Here is a 20,029-nt window from a genome sequence, read left to right as displayed (position 1 = left end):
TGATTTTATTACTGCAGTAAATTCCTTCAAAACCTCGATAATTTAAAGTAAACCTAAGCTTAAAATATACTGCCTGCAGAATAATATACCTTGGATAGCAATGACCTTTGGCATTCATTTTTCGATGGGTTTAAAATTATAAAGATAAACTTATTCCCAAATTCGACAGAATCGCCAACTTGAATATAGTCCGCTTGTAATGAATTAATTTTATGCTGCAGGGAGGGATCATAATTTTCAATATTAACTGCAAACTCTTTAATATATTTTACTTTTCTTTTCATTTCATCTAGATGCTGCTGAACCTAGACAATGCATGTACTTATATATTCACGCTCATCTTGCGGATGAAATTCTGCTTCCTCTCTTTGCTTTTGAATAATCAGTTGTGCCTAGGCAATTATACTATCTGATTACCTATTCAACGAGAACCAATTTTTTAGCATCTTGTTATTAATTGTAAAACTTTCAGAAGCATCTATCACAATATCATTTTCATTTGGACCTGTCCAATCTTTTTGCTGGCAGCAAGATAATAGTATTGCAATTACTATGATAATGAAGAACTTTGTTTTCATGTGATATTAATATAATTTGCCGTGCTATAATTATATCAAAAATGATAGTAGTAAAGATTTTAGATTATAATGCAAGATAACACCATTCATTACTTTCTATTTCTAAGCCATTGGTCTACAGGTTCAAGAACGGTATTTACAATCACTAAAAGTGTACATACCAAGGCTTCTGAAAAATATCCCGAGGCAGCTATACAGCCGCACTTTTGTCATTACTACAACAGAATATCTTTTTAAATTTTTAAGTACATTAATAGTGAAAGCAAAATTTTAATTCTTAAAAAATTAATCCAATCTTAAGCGATTAAAAAAAATAAGATACCCAACAATTCGTTATTTCGTATATATCTAAAACAACACTGCGAAATGAAGCTGATTACATTATTCCTGTTATTAACAACGCTTCCTATAAACTGGGAACCTGACTTTAATAATGCAAAAAAAATTGCAAAGGAAAAACATGAATTAATCCTATTGAACTTCTCCGGTTCAGACTGGTGCGGACCTTGTATTGTAACACGCAAAGACTATCTTGAAAGTCAGGTTTTCACTGACATGGCAAATGAAAATTTAGTGTTAGTTAATGCTGATTTTCCTCGAAAAAAGAAAAACATCGGAACTCCGGAGAAAGTAAAAAGAAACGAAGATCTTGCTGAAATTTACAATAAAGAAGGCAGCTTCCCTCTAACACTTCTTCTTGATGCTGATGGCAAAATACTTAAAACCTGGCACGGAAAACCAGAAACTACTCCTGAACAATGGACTGCCGAAATAAAAGCGATCTGTGAAAGCCGAAAATAATATCCAGAAAAATCAAAAATATTCACAATCCCTAAAACTCATGGGAAACAACTTTACCATTACAGTTGTTGCCGAAAATGAGAAAGCAGCAAATGAGAATATTGATCTCGCCATTGAAGAAATCAGACGGATTGAAAAACTTTTAACTACTTATAAAGATGACAGCCAGACTAATCTGATTAATGAAAATGCAGGAATTATGCCTGTTAAAGTAGATCTTGAAGTTTTTAATCTTATCGAAAGATCTATCGGAATTTCGAAAATTACACAAGGTGCATTTGATATTTCTTACGGAAGTATTGACAAAAGTTTATGGAATTTTGACAAAGCCATGACCAAATTACCTTATGCCCAAACAGCATTAAAAATGGTGCATCTTATCGATTACAGAAATATCATCCTTGACAAAGAAAACACAACCGTATTTCTAAAAGAGAAAGGAATGCGTATTGGTTTTGGAGGCATCGGAAAAGGATACGCTGCTGAAATGGCAAAACAAATTCTTATCAAAAATAATGTACAAAGCGGTATTATTAATGCCAGCGGAGATCTATCGGCTTGGGGACTGCAGCCAAATGGAAAAAAATGGACGATTGGCGTAGCAAATCCAGATGCTCCAAATGCTGCATTCTCTTATATGGAAATCTCCAATAAAGCAGTCGCAACCTCTGGCAACTATGAAAAGTTTGTAACCATTAACGGCAAAAAATATTCGCATACCATTGACCCAAAAACAGGACTGCCAATAACCGGAATAAAAAGTGTTACCATTATCGCTTCAAATGCAGAATTTGCAGATGCAATGGCAACTCCAATAGCAGTTATGGGTATTAAGGCAGGCTTGTTTTTAATAGATCAGATCCCTGACCTATATTGTATTATTATCGACGATGACAACAAAATTTACACTTCAAAAAACATTAACCTGAAATGAAAAAGCCAAAGCAAAAAAATCTCGCACTGTTATGCAGTATTGCTATTACGGGCATCCTGTTCACCTCCTGCACTTCGGTAAAGGAATATCAAAAAGGAAAAATCAACGATTCTGAAATGGTGCTTTCTAACAGAAAAATCGAAAAGACAGAACTCAGTTTTCAATCCTACCGTGAAGGAGCTTCCGGAGCAAATTCAGGAAAAAGCGGCGGTGGCTGTGGCTGCAACTAATTTTCATACTATAAAAAATGAAAAGAATATTCGTAACAGGATTTGCTTTATTGGCATTATTTCAGGTAAGAGCGCAAAATGTTCCTACTGATTCTACCAGTTATAAAAGCAAAAAATTAAAATTGGAAGAAGTTAATCTAGTTTCGAGCTATTATAAACAGGACGGAAACAATTCAGCCGTTACGGGCGGAATTGGTTCTGAACATCTAACCGACATTGCAAACACAATAGATGTTAAACTGGTAAAATACGGAGACACCGGAATCAAGCATACTTTTGATATCGAAGCCGGTATTGATCATTATACCTCAGCATCATCAGATATGATTGATTTGAGTGCAAATTCATCAGCTTCATCTTCAGACAATCGCTTCTACCCTTCTTTGACTTATCTGAGAGAAAATGAAGAAAAAGGCAGAACACTAGGAATCGGTGTTTCATCATCTACCGAATTTGATTACCAGTCTTTTGGAGGAAATATTAGCTTCTCACAAAAAACAAAAGACAGAAACGGAGAATTTACCGCTAAATTCCAAACCTTTATAGATCAGCTGAAACTAATTGAACCCGTTGAGCTTCGTGCTCCAGGAAGTGAAGGTTATGAAAGTGCCAACCGAAATACTTTTGCAGGAACTTTAAGTTACTCTCAGGTTGTAAACAAAAATCTACAGGTAATGCTTGTAGGTGATGTTATCAGCCAAAACGGATATTTAAGCCTGCCTTTTCACAGAGTTTATTTTGCAGATGGTTCAGTGCATCAGGAAAAAATGCCGGATACCCGATTAAAAATTCCATTGGGAATCAGAGGAAGCTATTTTTTAGGAGATAATGTAATCATTAGAGCTTATTACAGATATTATACTGATGATTGGAACTTAAAAGCACATACCGCTGATCTGGAAATTCCTGTAAAATTAACACAGGCCTTTTCAGTTAGTCCATTTTACAGATATTATACTCAAACCGGAACGAAATATTTTAGACCATATGGCGAACATACTGCTTCTGATGAATATTACACTAGTAATTATGATCTATCTAAGTTTGACAGCAGTTTCTTTGGAATGGGAATGAAATTTACACCGCTAAACGGATTATTTGGGTTAAAACACTGGAATACTTTAGAGATTCGTTACGGGCATTACACACGAACTACTAATATGACTTCTGATATTATTAGCATTAACATCAAATATAAATAACAGCTAATCAAACACATACATTGAATAAAATTTTAGGCATGTTTCTTGTTTTATTTGAAAATATTAATGAATTAAAAACTGAAATTATGAAAACTTTAAAATATTTTTTGATCGGAATACTATTCCTTTCTTTTAGTTATACGCAGGCTCAAGTATCTGTTAATGTTAATATTGGCACTCCTCCTGCATGGGGACCTGCCGGTTATACAGATGTTCGTTATTACTATCTGCCAGACCTTGAAACATATTACGATGTAAACACATCAAACTATGTTTACTTAAATAACGGGAGATGGGTAAGAACCAGATCACTTCCTTCAGCTTACAGAAATTATGATCTCTATAATGAATATAAAGTTGTATTGACAGATTATAGAGGCGATCGTCCTTATGATAATTTCAAAACCCATAAAGTAAAATATGGAAAAGGCTATAAGGGACAACCTCAAAAAACAATTGGTCAAAAGCCCGGCAAAGGAAATAATAAACAAGGGAAAGATAATGGCCATCACGATAATGGCAACCATAATGGAAATGGGAAAGGAAATGGAAAACATTAATAAAAAAGAGGCTCAATAAAAAGCCTCTTTTTTTATATCAATTATATATCATTCAATACGTAAATCTTTAATTACAATTTGCAATTCTAGGATTATTTACTGCTCCACATTGGAAAGCATATTTACTCTGCGGATATAATGGAGAAGGATTATCGGTTACCTCTAATGGAGATAGTGCCTGGCCATTATAACTCGGCATTGTTATTTGTTCTTTAGATCCGTTTCCCAGTGCTACATTTTTCGCTGTCAAATTTCCATTAAAACTATAATCAATCATTGCATCAAGTAATCTGTAAATTCCATAATAATCATATGCATCATATGAGGTTTGTGTATTAGGAAGATTATGCTCTGCCGTGTAAGTAAAAGTTGGTAAAACTGATTTTTTTATCAAAATAAAATCTTTCTCAGAGTTTGGAATATTTATATTTTTAAAAATATCAATTGCCAGCCTATGATCATTTGTTACGTCGTCATTATAGACCTGAGTTATCAATTTTGTATTTTCAGGGAAACTTTGTAATTCTGCCTGTGTAATTTCGTAGGAATACCATTGTGCCATTGCAAAAATAAAACGCCCGTTTTGTCCCCAGCCTTCATCAATAAATCCTTTATGAGCCAAAGCAAAAGAGGCTCCTCCTCCAAATGAATGTCCCATGAAGCCTACTTTTTTTTTGTCAATTATAGTGGGATAATCTGTCACAGCTTTTTTGAAGCTTTGCCAAAGTGTGTCATATCTTTCATCGACTGTTACACCTGTTGTAGGATAAGGTGCAAATACGACAACATATCCTTTTTTTGCAATAAACTCATACAAACCTATATTGTATGCACTTTCTTCACCACCATAAGGATGCGAATAAAAAATAACAGGTTTGGGGGAAGTAATTCCTTTTGGGTAAAAAATTTCAACATTTTTTCCACTATATAATGGGCTTGGAAAACTAATTTTTGCAACTTCATAACTGCCATTCGAACCATATCCGGTTTTTGGCCTGGAAATAGGCCCTGCCAAATCATCATCTATATAAGCAGAATCTTGATTTGATTCATCTGCTTCATTTTTTGAGCAGGATAATAATAGAAAAAAAGAGATTATAAGTAAAATTGGGGTCTTCATTATTTAGGTATTTTAAGATTATTTTAATAAGACTGCTTTTGTATAAAATAGTTTAATTCGACTTTTAAATATTGGTCAATTTAATATAAATAATGAATTTACGAAATGAAAATACCTTATTTAGAATAATTTAATTATCATATTAAAAGTAATAGGTTCGAATCTGTCAGAATCAAATATAAAACTTTAATCAATGTTAAAGTTAGTCCACCAATTTACAGAATGATTTAAACATAGATATTCCTTATCTAACCATCTCATTCTTTCTTAGCACATGCACAACTTCAATTCCGCTTAAGGTGCGTTTGAGCGATTCAAAATTTTTAAAACCTAATCCGTTTTAGATGCGCCATTTGATGAAACGATGGTCCCGTTCTAATATATTGTTGAGATATTTACACTGCCTTTTCTCTTCTTCATCTCTGACTCAAGTAAGGTGTAAACTTATAAACCCAGCGCTGAATTGTAGCATGATCAAACTCTTCAAAAAGAAAATCAGTTTAACTCCCCTGCAATTAAGGCAATCTTTTAATTAGCAAAATAAAATTGCTTTAAAATTTAGAGTAAACTTATTTTTATTTAATTTTGTATCGATCATTATAAAAATAAATAAAACAATGAGAGGAAGACCTACCATCTACGAAGACTCTAATATTGTAAAAAAAGCGCAAGAAGTTTTTTGGCAGAAAGGATACAGTGCTACCTCAATGAATGATTTACAAAAAGCAACTGGTGCTGGTACCGGAAGCTTTTATAATACTTTCAAAGGTGGTAAAAAAGAGGTTTTTGAAAAAGCTATTGAAGAACGACGATTGGCTTTTGATGCTTTTAAACTGGAATTAATCAAAAGCGAATCTCCATTAAGATTAATTAAAGACTTTTTTATTAGTATCGCTTCCGCAGAAGAAAATGAGCATCTTAAAGGATGTATTATTGCCAATACGGTTGTAGAAATGACTTTTATAGATAAAAATCTGGAAGCCAGTGCGGTTCAAATTTTAAAAGATGTAGAACAAATGTTTACTAAAGCCATTAAAGATGAAAAATTAAAGGGAAACTTAAAAACACCAACACATCCCGAGATCCTTGGGAAATATCTAATAACATTTTGGTGTGGACTTAATACGCTCAGAAGAATGTATCCAGATAAAAATGTCTTAAAAAATCAAATCGAAATGCAATTAGCTGTTATCAGCTAATTTTTTTGAATATTTATGTATCAATCATTACAAAATTAAAATAATAAAAATGAATTTAAAATTAGAAGGAAAAAGAGCATTTATAAGTGGTTCGACACAAGGAATTGGTTTTGCAATTGCCAAACAATTATTAAATGAAAAAGCTGAAGTCATAATCAATGGAAGACATGAAGAAAAGACAAATTTAGCCGTACAAAAATTAAACGATGAATTTTCAGATGCAGTAATTTCAGGAATTGTATGTGATTTTAAAAAAAAAGAAGAAGTAACTGCTTTATTAACTAAATTAAATAATATTGATATTTTGATTAATAACGTTGGTATTTTCGAATTAAAAGACTTTGAAAATCTGGAAGATGAAGAGTGGTATAGAATATTTGAAGTTAATGTGATGAGCTGTATTAGGCTTTCTAAAAAACTTTTACCGCAAATGCTTCAGAAAAAATCAGGAAGAATTGTTTTTATTAGCAGTGAATCTGGCGTGAATATTCCAGGAAATATGATTCATTACGGAATGACAAAAGCTGCAATGACGGCAGTAAGTAATGGTTTATCTAAACTAACTACAGATACGGAAGTTACAGTGAATGCTATTTTAGGCGGACCAACTTATTCTGACGGAGTTGCTTCAACAATTGAACATATTGCTGCTTTACAAAATATCGAAATTGAACAAATGAAAAATGCCATTATACAGCAGACCAATCCACACTCTTTATTACAGCGTTTCATTGATCCTGAAGAAATTGCTTCGCTGGCTGTTTATTTGTCAAGTCCGATTTCAATTGCTACGAATGGAGCATCATTAAGAGCAGATGGAGGTGTTTTAAAAACTATCTAATTATTCTAAATTGATATATTCCGTAATAAAAATTAAAATTATTCTTTTTGGTCAACAAAATTATATCGTTTCTGCACTTGTCCGTGTTCAATAACAAACAAATCTGGAGTCGATTTTAATTTTACTACAAAAATTGAATTTGTATTTTCTTGAATTCATTTTTGTGTGATTTAAAAGAGTTCGAAATTATTTCTTAAAAAAATATATTTTTACAATTGAAATACTTATGAATTATAACATTTATTTTAAACAATTTAACAGATTAAAACGTTCAATTTGGGATTTGTGGCATTCGTGACAAAGCTGAAATGGAATGAATTCCTTTTTTGCGACAAAAACTTAAAGCTTTTTTTAGAGTATTTCTGCAAGTTTTGAGTTACATAATTTATAAATTGATTAAATATAAAAACCTCCACTGGAGGTTTTTATATTTAATCAATTATAACCGTTAAAAATTTATTTAAAAAGCGATATTGTATCTGCCATGTTCTCTTTAATTACAAATACTTTTATAAATTCCTGAACTTTACTTTTCGTTTCATCTGTGGCTTCTAATGAATTGATATTAAGTTCATTATCCTGATATAAAATATATATAATTTCTGTATATCCCTTAGAAATTAAACTTCCCTTTAGTCTGATTATTTCAACTTTTGCTGGCAATCCAAATCCTTTTGGACTTTTTGTTTTATAGCTTTTTCCATCACAGATATTTTAAAATTAATAAGGACCTAATTCAAATCAAATGTAGATATTTTTTATTTTTTGCTCTGTTAAAAAACAACTCCTTTTTATTTATTATTTAAAAATATTCATCTTCTCATCATAACAGGATTTAGAATGTTTAAAAAGTTTAAAATACTATGCAACACATAGCTTTTAATATTGACAATTAATGAGCTATTGTAGAAATCTCTTCACTTAATTACGGTATTATTTAATAGTTATATAACTCCTGAACTTCCATCCTGCCCTCTGCAGGCTTTTCAAAAGAATTGAAATGAAATTCATCGTCTTGATCCAAAATATTAATAATTTCAGTATAGCCCTTAGAAATTGAGTTGCCTTTTAATTTAATTATATCATTTTGCTGGAGTACGTTCAGATCCTTACGAACCTGCAGTTTAACAACTTTTTGCTTTCTAAATTTTAAATTGACATTATAAAATCTACGCTAAAATTAGAAAATAATTGGCTCAAAAATTAACTTTAACACAACATAAATTTTTTCATAAACAAAAAACATTGTAAAAAAGAGAAGGTGAAGTATTTTTAAATGCAATGGATATTTTTAATACATTAGTCTTACAAAAAAAATAAAATAAGAAGATTTTAGTTATATCACCAAAGATTATTACGAAACACCAGTAATATGTTTTGGAATCAGTTACAAATTTTAGATTTTTTTTAATCAGTTATTAAAAATTCAGAATTAATTCTGAATTGTATTTTAAAATTCACGCTTATTAAAAGTTATGCCGAAACTAAATCCGTCTCACAGCAGATACGCTGTATTATTCTATTTTATGATATGGTTTTTAATCCTGTCACAAATCCTTAGAATCACTTTTTTTATATGGCAGTATGATGAAGTATCCTGGAACATCATAAACCTTTTCAGAACACTTTTTACAGGCTTATTCTATGATATCGGAACAATTACTTTTGTGACACTGACCGCTATTCTTTATTATACGGTTATGCCTAACAAATGGATTGGTTCAGTCCTGGATAAAATTTTAATTTATTTCTTTACCACCTTAACTGTCTTTATTCTGGTGTTTACCTTTTTTGCAGAACTGACCTTTTGGGATGAGTTTAAGACTCGCTTTAATTTCATAGCAGTGGACTACTTAATCTATACCCATGAAGTAGTGGCTAATATCGAGCAGTCCTACCCGCTTCCTTTATTGGTTGGAGGTGTGCTGCTACTTACTATGCTTTTTATTTTCATTTTCTTTAAAAGAGGAGCCTTCGCTAGTACCTTTACAACCAAAGCAAGTGCAAAAACCAGATTAACGGTTTTGAGCGTTTCGGTAGCGGTTGCATTATTCTTTGGATTTTTTATCCATAATTATCAGGCCGAATGGTCAGCGAATCGTTATAACTCGGAAATTTCAAAATCAGGAATCTATTCTTTTTTTGCTGCTTTTCGCAACAACCAGATGAAGTATGTTGATTTCTATACTTCTATAGGTAACGATAAAGCATTTGGAATTATAAAAGAAAAACTTAAAGATCCGAATACCCGTTACAATTCTGCGGGATATTCTATTCATAGAACCATAAAGGACAGCGCAGCATCTGACCAGAAAAAAAATATAGTTTTTGTTCTGGTTGAAAGCTTAAGCGGCAGTTTTTTAAAGGAGTTTGGAAACAAGGAAAACATAACACCTTTTATGGACAGTCTGGCCCAGAAAAGTATATTTTTTAATGATCTTTACGCAACAGGTACCCGAACAGTTCGGGGTATGGAAGCAGTGACACTCTGTATTCCTCCCACCCCAGGACAGTCGATTGTAAAAAGACCTGAAAATCAAAATCTATATACGGTTTGCAGTGTTTTTAAATCAAAAGCATATGACTGTAATTTTTTCTACGGAGGAGACGGCTATTTTGATAACATGAATGCCTATTTTGGCGGAAACGGCTTTACAATATATGACCGGGGGCGCGGTAGTGTACTGAGTGATAAGATAAAAACAACCAGATATAACATCGATGACAATGAAGTAACATTTGAGAATGCATGGGGAATATGCGATGAAGATATCTTCAATAAAATGCTTAGCGTTGCTGATGCGCAGTATAAAAACAATAAGCCTTTTTTCAATTTTGTCATGACCACTTCCAATCACAGGCCCTTTACCTATCCATCGGGAAAAATTGACATTCTATCTGGAACCAGCCGTGAAGGAGCAGTAAAATATACTGACTTTGCCTTAAGGGAATTATTCAGGAAAGCCAGCCAGAAACCGTGGTTTAAAAATACGGTGTTTGTAATCATTGCAGACCACTGTGCCAGCAGCGCCGGCAAGGATGAAATAGATGTTGCCAATTATCATATTCCGGCTCTCATAGTAAACCTGCCCGAGCAGTACAACCAAAAAATTACCAGGCAGTGTTCTCAGATTGACCTGTGGCCTACCCTGTTCTCTATTTTCAAATGGAATTATGAGTCTGACTTTTTTGGAAAAAACGTACTTGATCCAAAGTTTGAAGAGCGTGCCCTAATGGGTACCTATCGTAAGCTGGTATTGATGAAAAAAGAAAAAGTAATGATTTTATCAGACCAGAAAAAACAGGCTTTTTACTCCTGGAATAAAGAAGATAACAGCCTTAAGTCCATACCTATGAACCAGCCGTTCCTTGAAGAAACTATTGCATGGTACCAGACTGCCGATTACCTTTTTACCAATAAATTATTAAAATAATAGTAACCTATATACATTTTATAATCAATCCAATTTGGAGTGGATACCCTTTTTGCCACAAAAAGTTAAGGTGGTTTGTAAAGATATTTGACCATTCCAAGTTTTATGGCAGAATCGTGGCGCATTTCATTTTGAAAAAGTACAACATCAGCAAAATCAAGGCCTAAGAAGTTTAGGTTAGAAACTTTTACACTCTGCGGTTGATTTAAAAGGAAACTTTTCAAAGTCTACAAAAAGTCAAAATTTATGGAAGCCCTGCATTTTAAATATTTATAATTATATTTGTAAAGCAAAAGAATAATACAACTTCTTGTTAGTTCGTTAGTACTCTAATTTTTGTGCATGTTTGAATATTGAAATAGTAAAATTGAATTTGGGTGCAGAATCGGTGCACAGAGATTCTGGAATACCTCTCGTAAACGCACCAAAAAGCTAAGGCAGTATACTTCTTTTAAACCAAAAAAGCCAGTAAATTCAATATACAGCAATTAGAAATTTAACAGGTAATTATCCAGTCAGAATTGTGAAATATTACTTCTAATTCTACAGGCCAAATAATTATTCTCTTTACCTTTAAGAGCATGGAAACAGTTAGAAAAAAATACAGCTTAGAATTTAAAATATCATCTGTTGATATGAGCATAAAATACGGGAGCATCATTGACGTTGCCCAAGAACTTGGAATTAGCGAAAATACTCTCTCACATTGGAAAAAACTGCATAAGGATGGGAAACTTACTTTTTCAAAATTAACCGCTACAGATATCACTAAAGAAGATTTATTGAAATTGAGGAAAGAAATTAAAAATATAAAACTTGAACGCGATATTCTAAAAAAGGAGCTAAGCATCTTCTCCAAGAAAGGCAGGCAAAATATCAATTTATTAAAGATAATGCTCAGATATTCCCTACCGGGAAGATGTGCCAGGTTTTCGAAATAAACAGAAGCAGTTTTTACCGTTGGAACAAAGCCCAGCCCAATAGCAAAAGAGATCGCAGGGCATTTATATGTTCTGAAATTTCAAGAATCTTTAATTGGAGTCAAGGCAGATACGGCGGCACAAGAATTACAAAGGAATTACACTCAATTGGCATTAAAATCTCTCTAGGGTATGTCGGAAGGTTGCTGCAGAGATTGCATTTACAAAGAGTTTCGAAATTAAAATTCAAAAAAACTACAAATTCATTTCATAAATATCCTGTAGTAGATAATTTGCTGAACCAGGATTTTAAAGTTAGAAAAGAAAACCAAGTTTGGGTATCTGACATTACTTATATCAGAACTGGACAAGGCTGGCTATATCTTACCATAGTCATTGATTTATTTGACCGCAAAGTAATAGGCTGGTCAGCAAGTGAAACTATGAAAGCAATCGACACTTCTATTGCCGCTTATAAAAAAAGTGTATTACACCGCCCTTTAACCAGCAGCCAAAGATTAATATTTCATTCTGACAGGGGGATCCAATACGCATGTAAAGATTTTACCTATATAATTACAAAAAATCCCCAAATCTCAAGAAGCATGAGCAGAAAAGGAAACTGTTATGATAACGCAGTAGCAGAAAGTTTTTTTAAAACGTTGAAAACAGAATTGATTTCAAAAAATAATTATAAAACCAGACGAAAAGCAAAAACCTCAATTTCGGAATACATTGAAAATTTCTATAATACTGAAAGAAGACACTCTGCCTTGGGAAATTTTACAATTACCGAATACCATAATTTAAAGTCGAAATAAAAAAGAAGCGCTTTTTTCCAATTTAAAAATTAATGTCAAAAAATCAAGCTTTAAACATTACAAAAAATACAATAAAGCGTGGCGTTTTATGGCAGAAGCGTAACACATCATAATTTGGGAACTAAAATCCAGTTAAATCAGAGCCTTACATATTGTGGTTTGAAACTGTATATGCCCGCTAAAAAGGCAATATTGTAAAAATAATTTACTAACAGTTCTTTAATTATTAAAAAGTAATTAAAAAAATGTCCTTACAATTTCCAATTGTGTCCAGTGTGGGTATAATAGAAATTTATTCAGAAAGGTATTTTCTTTCTATTTTTTCTTTTGCTTCGGTCAGTAATGAATGGATTTTTTCTTCAAACTGTTTTTTAGGCGGTAAATCAGTCCAGTATTCAGCAACTATTATCCCATCTTTGTGCATTTCGAGTAATTCTATTTGTTCACGACTGCTTTCTGCACAGAGTATTAATCCAATTGGTGTTTTCTCCCCTTGCTGCTTTTCATACTTGTCCAGCCATCGCAGATATAACTCCATTTGCCCCTTATGTTTAGCTTGGAATTTTCCTAATTTTAATTCAATCGCAACTAGCCGTTTTAATTTACGATGATAAAATAGTAAATCTAAATTAAAATCTTCACCATCTATAATCATTCTTTTTTGACGCTCGACAAAAGTAAATCCCTTCCCTAGTTCAAGAATGAATTTTTCCAACTCATACAATATTGCCTGCTCTAAATCCTTTTCCAGATAGGCATTACCTAAATTTAAAAAATCTAACAAATAAGGATCTTTAAATGAGTATTGTAAATTATATGGAGATGATGTCGTTTGAATATTGGCTATTTCAGTACGTTCAAAAGTTTTTGCTGCTATTTGCTTTCGTAAATCCCTAACACTCATTAACTGGTCGCTTACCTGATTAGCATAGAACAGTTTGGCTTCCGGATTTTTAATGGGTATTATTGCTAAAAAGTGGGACCAGCTTAATTGTCGTGACAGTGTCACGACAATTTCTTTATCTGCAAACTGATCAGCAAACTGCATCATTCTACGAAGATTTTTTTCTTCGAAATTTCTTCCGTATTTATTTTCCAATTGTACAGACAATGCCGACACAATTTGTTTTCCATATTCTGCTCGTTTATTTTGAAGTATAGTATCGTTAATTCTAAAACCAATCTCCCAAAAAAGCAATGTTAGAGAACTATTGTTTTGAACAATAACTTGCTGTTGAGTTTGCTCGACAAGTATGGATAATTCGTCGAATAAATCAGTTTCAATAAATACTATATCATTTTCTCTATCTGCCATCGTGTGATTTATTAAGTGTCGTAGAATGCATCTTACAAAACAAAAATACTAAAAGTAAATTGACACAGATAATAAAATATATCCTCCAAAACTTTATTTTAGCATTAATACAAACATTTCAAAAGTATATTACAAATTACTTGCATACTTTAAACCTAATCATGATGTCAAAATAGGAATAACGCAATTACTCTTAATTTTTAAATTAGTTTCTTTTTAGCGAAAAATTTTATGGTAGTAAGCTTATCGCAATAATAAATTATCGCCATTTTTAATTTTGGGGCAGAATCGATGCATCTATACTCAAAAAACAAATTACATCACTGTTAAACAAACATCTAAACGCACAAGTTCGAATGATTACTAACTACGTCGATAAATTTTAACTATAAAATTCACTTTGAAAATATGTAAAAAAGGGCACCATTTACCATTTTTTATACTGCGTCAGGTCAGACTCTGTCAAGATGTCGTCAGGGGTTCCCACCAGAGGATCCATCCAGTTGATCTTTTTCTCAGCCCACACTATCCACTGCCGGATCTCCTCATCCAGTGGATCGACCTGTTTTTGAACCGCCTCTACATAGTTGCGCAGTCTTGTAACTTCATCAAACCGCTCAGCAGCCTTTAGCAAAGCTTTGAAATCTTGCACTTCTTTTTGTTTTCTTTCGGCAGCAGCCCTTGTAATAGCTTCCTGCTTTTCACGTTCGATCTGACGCAGCCTGCTCTCTTCCTGCCACTCCTTTTCTTTCTCTGCCATCAGCTCCAGCTTTGCCAAAATCCTTGCCAGCAGTCCCTCTATTGGTGTACTTCCGTCACGCCATTCTTTCTGTTCGGAATACTTTCCCACCTGAAAAATAAAGATGCCCGTTGGCACGAGATCTGTGCCGTAACCGGACTTTGAAGGTACACGTTTGTCTGCTTCACGAAGATAGACCTCAATTTCAATGCCATCCACCAGTGCCACCGTATAGCCATACTGGTTCTTTCTGAATTCATGACCGCGGTACTCCAGCAATTTGATAAACCCATCCATAAAGCGCAGTGCCCTGGGCTTAAGCGCATCAGCCATATTCAATGAGATTCCTTCCATATCGGGCTCCCAGTTTCTTTTGCTTTTATCGCGTTTGTCCCAGCTGTCTTTGGTAATCTGTATGAGCCTGTGAGGTTTTGTGAGTCGCTCCCCGACGGTAAGGGGAGCCTTCGGGTCTTTTTCGATTTCTCTGGTACGGATTACTATGGGCGAGGGCACTGGCGGGGGCACATTAGTTTCGTACTTCTTTTTAAGTATCTCTATCGATTCGGGTCCCTCATAAGCCTCTGAAAGTTTAGCAACCCAACTATAACCATGTTTTAACTGTATCCAATAACTTGCATGTGGAAGTGGAACTTTAAGCGTGGCACAGGCCTGTCGAATCCCATAACTAGAGAGACCATACAAATGGCTAATTTGTCCGAGGTTTTTTTTCCAGACAAGATCGTATAATTCCGCCCTTGTAAAAGTGATTGTTTTCATAGTACTCCGCTTTAGAGATCTATAAACGTGACAACATTAATGGATAGTACATTTTATCAATTTTCTTCTTGATGCTACAAGGGAATTTCTACTTAAAAAATATTTGCAAATCGACAATAGCAGTTCTTAAAATCAGTTTTCTTATTGCATCTATTTCTATTCCGTGATATAGATACCCTTCGATAGCCCATTATCAAAGATTTCAACAATTATTTTGTAGTCTAATCGATCTCTTCTTTTCAATTTTTTTTATTCTATGAAATTCTAAAATTATAAAAAATAGCATTTTTTCTTTTTTCATTCAAAACATTATCGTAATATTGCAATATAAATATAAAACAATGGGAGCTACAAAAACAGATTATTTTACAGACAGTCAAAACGAACTTGCGGTTTTAGCTAAGGCTTTAGGACATCCCGCCCGAATCGCTATTATGGAATATCTACTAAAAGTAGATACTTGTATCTGTGGAGATATAGTTAATGAACTGCCTTTATCGCAACCGACAGTATCGCAGCATCTTAAGGAACTTAAAAATGCAGGCTTGATAAAAGGAAGCATTGACGGTAACTCTATTTGTTACTGTATTAATGAACCGGGATTAGAAAAAATAAAAGGTTTTTTCGAACATATCACTGCTCATTTAGAAAAAAAGAGAAACGAATGCTGCTAAATTCATCAGTATGGAAATCAGAAATTTATTAGCTAGTGACTGGGAACAGGTTAGGTTGATATATGAAAAAGGCATAAATACCGGTAATGCTACTTTTCAGACCAGTACTCCTTCATGGGAAGATTGGGATGCATCACACTTGGCCTCCTGCAGAGTTGTTACAGAAAAAGATGGGCAGCTTCTTGGCTGGGCAGCACTAACACCGGTCTCTTCAAGATGTGTTTATGCAGGCGTAGCCGAAGTCAGCGTATATGTTGATCCAGAACAGTCAGGTAAAGGAATCGGTCTTATACTTTTAAATGAGCTTGTTCATTTAAGTGAAGCTGATGGTATTTGGACACTTCAGGCTGGTATATTTCCGGAAAACACAGCAAGTCTGCGTATCCATGAAAAGGCAGGTTTCAGGATTTTAGGCATTCGCGAAAAAATCGGAAAGCAAAATGGAATCTGGAGAGATACCGTTCTTCTGGAAAGAAGAAGCAAATTGATCAATTAAATATTTAATTATAAATACAATAGCAGAAGTAATTGCTTAATCATAGTTATTACCACTGCTGCAAAAAAATATTATAAATTTTTAAAACACATAAATCATGAAACTTTCAGAAATTAAAGAAGTATTAAAAACAGTTGAAGCTGTAAATTTTGAATTGCCAAACGGAAATTTTGTTCCGGAATATTTCCACGTAACAGAAGTTGGCCTAATTACTAAAAACTTTATTGATTGTGGCGGAACAGTAAGAAAAGAAACAGTTGTTAATTTTCAGTTATGGGATGCCAATGATTGTGAACACAGGCTTAAACCACAAAAATTGATTCATATTATTGAACTTTCAGAAAAAGTTTTAGGCATTGAAGACCATGAAATTGAAGTGGAATACTAGGATACCACAATTGGTAAATATGATCTTGATTTTAATGGCAAAAACTTTATTCTTTTAAATAAACAGACTGCATGTTTAGCTCAGGAACAATGCGGAATACCGTCAGATAAATCAAGAGTACAATTATCTCAGTTAAATGCTGATAGTGCAAATTCATGTGCACCCGGATCAGGCTGCTGCTAATTTTTAATAACAATTAAACACCTATTATAAATACCAGACAAAAACTATGTTATTTACTGAAATAAAAAACACCATAAACTCATTTGATTTTAATCAGATCTCAGAAGAGCGTAAAACTATCCTGCAGCCTTTAGTTGATTATATCCAAAATAAAGTCAACAACAAACTGCCGATTAGACTTAATTTAATCTGCACACATAATTCCAGAAGAAGCCACTTATCTCAGGTCTGGGCGCAGACTGCTGCTGCACATTATAATATACAGAATGTTTCCTGTTATTCAGGAGGAACAGAAGCAACTGCCCTATTCCCAATGGTAGCCGAAACCCTGCAACACGCTGGGTTTAAAGTTAAAACTATTTCTGAAAGTCAAAATCCTGTCTACTCTATAAAATTTTCAGCAAATGAACTACCAGTTATTGGCTTTTCTAAGACCTATGATGATGATTTTAATCCTGAGAGTGAATTTGTTGCTATAATGACCTGTTCACAAGCTGATGGAGGCTGTCCTTTTATTGCAGGTGCCGAAAAGCGTGTACCGATTACTTTTGAAGATCCAAAAATTTCCGACGGCACACCGCAGCAAAAAGAAGTTTATCAGGAGCGAAGCCTGCAGATTGGGACTGAAATGTTTTATGTATTCTCACAAATCAAACAATAAAAATGTCAGCAAATAACTGTGCGCCTGCTGCAGGACGCAAAAAATTAGGCTTTTTGGATAGATTTTTAACGCTCTGGATTTTCCTGGCTATGGCCCTTGGTGTAGCAATAGGATATTTTATTCCGTCCAGTGGTAATTTTATAAATTCATTCTCAAGCGGGACAACTAATATTCCTTTGGCTATTGGGCTTATTCTTATGATGTACCCGCCTCTTGCCAAAGTGAAATATGAGCAGATGGGACAGGTTTTTAGAAACACAAAAATTCTGGGGGCTTCTCTTTTTCTAAACTGGATTGTTGGGCCTATTTTAATGTTTTTACTAGCCTTGCTTTTTTTAAATGGATATCCGGAATATATGATAGGGGTCATTCTGATAGGTTTGGCTCGTTGTATTGCAATGGTTGTGGTTTGGAATGATCTCGCAGATGGAAACAGGGAATATGCTGCAGGCCTTATTGCACTTAATAGCATTTTTCAGGTTCTGCTTTACAGTGTATATGCATATATTTTCATAACTGTTCTTCCTCCCTACTTTGGTTATAATGGATTTGAAGTTAACATAAGCATTGGCCAGATTGCCGAGAGCGTTGGTATATATTTAGGAATTCCTTTTGCTCTTGGAATAATAAGCCGTTATGCTCTAATTGCAATAAAAGGAACCGAATGGTTTGAAACTAAATATGTACCATTTATTTCTCCTATTACACTAATATCGCTGCTTTTTACCATCATAGTGATGTTCAGTCTTAAAGGAGAATTGATTGTCCAGATTCCTATGGATGTTGTTCGTATCGCAGTTCCACTTGTAATATATTTTACTATAATGTTTATCATCAGCTTCTTTGTTGGAAAATATTTCGGTGCTGACTATTCAAAGGCGACAGCAATAGCATTTACCGCCACAGGAAACAATTTCGAACTTGCAATTGCAGTGGCGATTGGTGTATTTGGAATAAACAGCGGTCAGGCATTTGCAGGAGTTATCGGGCCATTAGTAGAAGTACCGGCACTTATTGCACTGGTTAATGTTGCGTTTTGGTTCAGAAAAAAGTATTATTTAAAAACAGCATAGTTTCTAATACTAATTTCTAAAAGATGAGAATTGCAATAATATCGGATATACATGCCAATTTTCCAGCACTGGAACAAACCTTAAAAAGTATCGAACAGCAGAATATTGATACTGTTTACTGCCTCGGAGATTTGGTAGGTTATAATTTATGCCCTAACGCCGTGATAAATGAAATTCGTAAAAGACATATTCCGACTCTGGCAGGAAATCATGATGTTAAAGCTGTAGAAATACATAATGAGGGTTCTAATGACTCAGAAAGTTATGCATATCAAATAGTGGGCAAAGAGCAGATTAAATATCTTTCTGCTCTTCCTTCCCATATTAAACTAGAATTTCAGACAGCGGATAAACTAATCAAGATCTTAATGGTACACGGCAGTCCTTACAGCAATAAGGAATATTTGCTTGAGGATAAAAAGGAAAAAGATTTTACTGCTATTTTTCTTGACTCCAATGCTGACATTATTATTTGTGGCCATTCACACAAGCCTTATCATAGAGTTTTAGAAAACCCAAATAAAAAAGGAAGTTATTTCCATGCTATTAATGCAGGATCAGTAGGAAAACCAAAGGACGGAAATCCTAAAAGCTGTTATGCAGTACTAACTATTGACAAAAGCAGTAATCTCTCAAAAAAAGAAGGTGTACAGGTAGAATTCATAAGAGTCGACTATGATATTGAAAAAACTGCGATGGCTATTGAAGAAAGTCCGCTACCAAACGTTTACGCACTTATGCTTCGAAAAGCATATTAAGAACTGCCGCAATAAAATCATTCATGGAAAATTTTAAATTATTTTTGAATAGTCTTACTCCTGTCAGCGATCAGGAATTTGAAAATTACAGCCAATATTTTAAACGACGTAGTTTACCTAAAAACAATTATTTTGCAATGCAGGGCAAAATATGTCAAGAAGTGGCTTTTATAAAAAAAGGAACACTCAGAACTTATTATCTTAATGAAAAATCCGAGGAAGTAACTTCTTGTTTCTGTACCGAAAACTGTAAAAACCAGTGATATTGATCATCTGATTCCAATTTAAATTGACCACCAAGTTTTGGTTTAAATTGACCACCTAA

The 20,029-nt window shown here is 33.7% G+C and carries 20 protein-coding genes and 2 pseudogenes; 16 read left to right on the top strand and 6 right to left on the bottom strand.

What is annotated here, in order from left to right:
* Nucleotides 1-59: 59 nt before the first annotated feature.
* The gene (locus tag GKZ86_RS23665; protein ID WP_154785504.1) at nucleotides 60-284 is read right to left on the bottom strand and encodes a hypothetical protein; all 225 of its coding nucleotides are present in this window, start codon (nucleotides 282-284) and stop codon (nucleotides 60-62) included.
* Nucleotides 285-944: 660 nt separating this feature from the next.
* On the opposite strand from GKZ86_RS23665, the gene GKZ86_RS23660 reads away from it, so the two are divergent.
* The 5 genes from GKZ86_RS23660 to GKZ86_RS23640 all read left to right on the top strand — a co-directional run bounded on the left by GKZ86_RS23660 (nucleotide 945) and on the right by GKZ86_RS23640 (nucleotide 4,305).
* Nucleotides 945-1,379, top strand: a complete 435-nt coding sequence (locus tag GKZ86_RS23660; protein WP_154785503.1) for a thioredoxin family protein — start codon at nucleotides 945-947, stop codon at nucleotides 1,377-1,379.
* 40 nt (nucleotides 1,380-1,419) lie between these two features.
* Entirely contained in the window at nucleotides 1,420-2,313 is an 894-nt protein-coding gene (locus GKZ86_RS23655; RefSeq protein WP_154785502.1) for an FAD:protein FMN transferase, read from the top strand.
* Nucleotides 2,310-2,543, top strand: a complete 234-nt coding sequence (locus GKZ86_RS23650; RefSeq protein WP_154785501.1) for a DUF4266 domain-containing protein — start codon at nucleotides 2,310-2,312, stop codon at nucleotides 2,541-2,543. Before GKZ86_RS23655 ends, GKZ86_RS23650 begins: the two co-directional genes overlap by 4 nt.
* A gap of 17 nt (nucleotides 2,544-2,560) precedes the next feature.
* Nucleotides 2,561-3,745 carry a DUF3570 domain-containing protein gene (locus tag GKZ86_RS23645; protein WP_154785500.1) on the top strand — a complete coding sequence of 395 codons (1,185 nt, stop codon included), beginning with the start codon at nucleotides 2,561-2,563 and terminating at the stop codon, nucleotides 3,743-3,745.
* A gap of 86 nt (nucleotides 3,746-3,831) precedes the next feature.
* Nucleotides 3,832-4,305, top strand: a complete 474-nt coding sequence (locus tag GKZ86_RS23640; protein ID WP_154785499.1) for a hypothetical protein — start codon at nucleotides 3,832-3,834, stop codon at nucleotides 4,303-4,305.
* A 67-nt stretch (nucleotides 4,306-4,372) separates the two neighbouring features.
* On the opposite strand, the gene GKZ86_RS23635 is transcribed toward GKZ86_RS23640, so the two are convergent.
* A complete protein-coding gene (locus tag GKZ86_RS23635) occupies nucleotides 4,373-5,425 on the bottom strand; it encodes an alpha/beta hydrolase (protein ID WP_154785498.1) in 1,053 nt (350 codons plus the stop codon).
* A gap of 244 nt (nucleotides 5,426-5,669) precedes the next feature.
* Nucleotides 5,670-5,828 (bottom strand): annotated as a pseudogene (locus GKZ86_RS25515) (DDE-type integrase/transposase/recombinase); the annotation flags it as partial.
* A 214-nt stretch (nucleotides 5,829-6,042) separates the two neighbouring features.
* On the opposite strand from GKZ86_RS25515, the gene GKZ86_RS23630 reads away from it, so the two are divergent.
* Together GKZ86_RS23630 and GKZ86_RS23625 are read left to right on the top strand one after the other, a co-directional pair.
* Nucleotides 6,043-6,624, top strand: coding sequence for a TetR/AcrR family transcriptional regulator (locus tag GKZ86_RS23630; protein ID WP_154785497.1), 582 nt, complete (start codon nucleotides 6,043-6,045; stop codon nucleotides 6,622-6,624).
* A 49-nt stretch (nucleotides 6,625-6,673) separates the two neighbouring features.
* Nucleotides 6,674-7,465 (top strand): SDR family NAD(P)-dependent oxidoreductase, encoded by a 792-nt coding sequence (locus GKZ86_RS23625; RefSeq protein ID WP_154785496.1) that lies wholly within the window; start codon nucleotides 6,674-6,676, stop codon nucleotides 7,463-7,465.
* A gap of 456 nt (nucleotides 7,466-7,921) precedes the next feature.
* Here GKZ86_RS23625 and GKZ86_RS23620 read toward each other — a convergent pair whose 3' ends face one another.
* Entirely contained in the window at nucleotides 7,922-8,128 is a 207-nt protein-coding gene (locus GKZ86_RS23620; protein ID WP_317173651.1) for a hypothetical protein, read from the bottom strand.
* Between the two features lie 812 nt (nucleotides 8,129-8,940).
* Here GKZ86_RS23620 and GKZ86_RS23615 point away from each other — a divergent pair.
* From GKZ86_RS23615 to GKZ86_RS23605, 3 genes are all read left to right on the top strand, one after another.
* The gene (locus GKZ86_RS23615) at nucleotides 8,941-10,899 is read left to right on the top strand and encodes an LTA synthase family protein (protein ID WP_154785495.1); all 1,959 of its coding nucleotides are present in this window, start codon (nucleotides 8,941-8,943) and stop codon (nucleotides 10,897-10,899) included.
* Between the two features lie 581 nt (nucleotides 10,900-11,480).
* Nucleotides 11,481-11,840 (top strand): transposase, encoded by a 360-nt coding sequence (locus GKZ86_RS23610; protein WP_059118738.1) that lies wholly within the window; start codon nucleotides 11,481-11,483, stop codon nucleotides 11,838-11,840.
* Complete coding sequence (locus tag GKZ86_RS23605; RefSeq protein ID WP_317173653.1) at nucleotides 11,783-12,640, top strand: IS3 family transposase; 858 nt, start codon at nucleotides 11,783-11,785, stop codon at nucleotides 12,638-12,640. Before GKZ86_RS23610 ends, GKZ86_RS23605 begins: the two co-directional genes overlap by 58 nt.
* Before the next feature lie 292 nt (nucleotides 12,641-12,932).
* On the opposite strand, the gene GKZ86_RS23600 is transcribed toward GKZ86_RS23605, so the two are convergent.
* Together GKZ86_RS23600 and GKZ86_RS23595 are read right to left on the bottom strand one after the other, a co-directional pair.
* Nucleotides 12,933-13,955, bottom strand: coding sequence for a YhcG family protein (locus GKZ86_RS23600; protein ID WP_154785493.1), 1,023 nt, complete (start codon nucleotides 13,953-13,955; stop codon nucleotides 12,933-12,935).
* Between the two features lie 427 nt (nucleotides 13,956-14,382).
* Complete coding sequence (locus tag GKZ86_RS23595; protein ID WP_154785492.1) at nucleotides 14,383-15,471, bottom strand: hypothetical protein; 1,089 nt, start codon at nucleotides 15,469-15,471, stop codon at nucleotides 14,383-14,385.
* 341 nt (nucleotides 15,472-15,812) lie between these two features.
* Here GKZ86_RS23595 and GKZ86_RS23590 point away from each other — a divergent pair, with 341 nt between their 5' ends.
* The 6 genes and pseudogenes from GKZ86_RS23590 (at nucleotide 15,813) to GKZ86_RS23565 (ending at nucleotide 19,704) form a co-directional block, all read left to right on the top strand.
* Nucleotides 15,813-16,145 carry a helix-turn-helix transcriptional regulator gene (locus GKZ86_RS23590; RefSeq protein ID WP_154785491.1) on the top strand — a complete coding sequence of 111 codons (333 nt, stop codon included), beginning with the start codon at nucleotides 15,813-15,815 and terminating at the stop codon, nucleotides 16,143-16,145.
* A 10-nt stretch (nucleotides 16,146-16,155) separates the two neighbouring features.
* Nucleotides 16,156-16,641, top strand: coding sequence for a GNAT family N-acetyltransferase (locus GKZ86_RS23585; protein ID WP_154785490.1), 486 nt, complete (start codon nucleotides 16,156-16,158; stop codon nucleotides 16,639-16,641).
* 97 nt (nucleotides 16,642-16,738) lie between these two features.
* Nucleotides 16,739-17,212 (top strand): annotated as a pseudogene (locus GKZ86_RS23580) (DUF6428 family protein).
* A 46-nt stretch (nucleotides 17,213-17,258) separates the two neighbouring features.
* Nucleotides 17,259-17,873 carry a low molecular weight phosphatase family protein gene (locus GKZ86_RS23575; RefSeq protein ID WP_154785489.1) on the top strand — a complete coding sequence of 205 codons (615 nt, stop codon included), beginning with the start codon at nucleotides 17,259-17,261 and terminating at the stop codon, nucleotides 17,871-17,873.
* A gap of 2 nt (nucleotides 17,874-17,875) precedes the next feature.
* Nucleotides 17,876-18,946, top strand: coding sequence for an ACR3 family arsenite efflux transporter (arsB, locus tag GKZ86_RS23570; protein ID WP_154785488.1), 1,071 nt, complete (start codon nucleotides 17,876-17,878; stop codon nucleotides 18,944-18,946).
* A 23-nt stretch (nucleotides 18,947-18,969) separates the two neighbouring features.
* A complete protein-coding gene (locus tag GKZ86_RS23565) occupies nucleotides 18,970-19,704 on the top strand; it encodes a metallophosphoesterase (protein WP_154785487.1) in 735 nt (244 codons plus the stop codon).
* Nucleotides 19,705-20,029: the final 325 nt, after the last annotated feature.

The organism is Flavobacterium sp. LC2016-13 (genome assembly GCF_009707955.1).
In the GTDB taxonomy this organism is placed as follows: Bacteria; Bacteroidota; Bacteroidia; order Flavobacteriales; family Flavobacteriaceae; genus Flavobacterium.
Note: the sequence above shows the minus strand (reverse complement) of the source record. Positions and strands in the feature narration are given on the sequence as shown.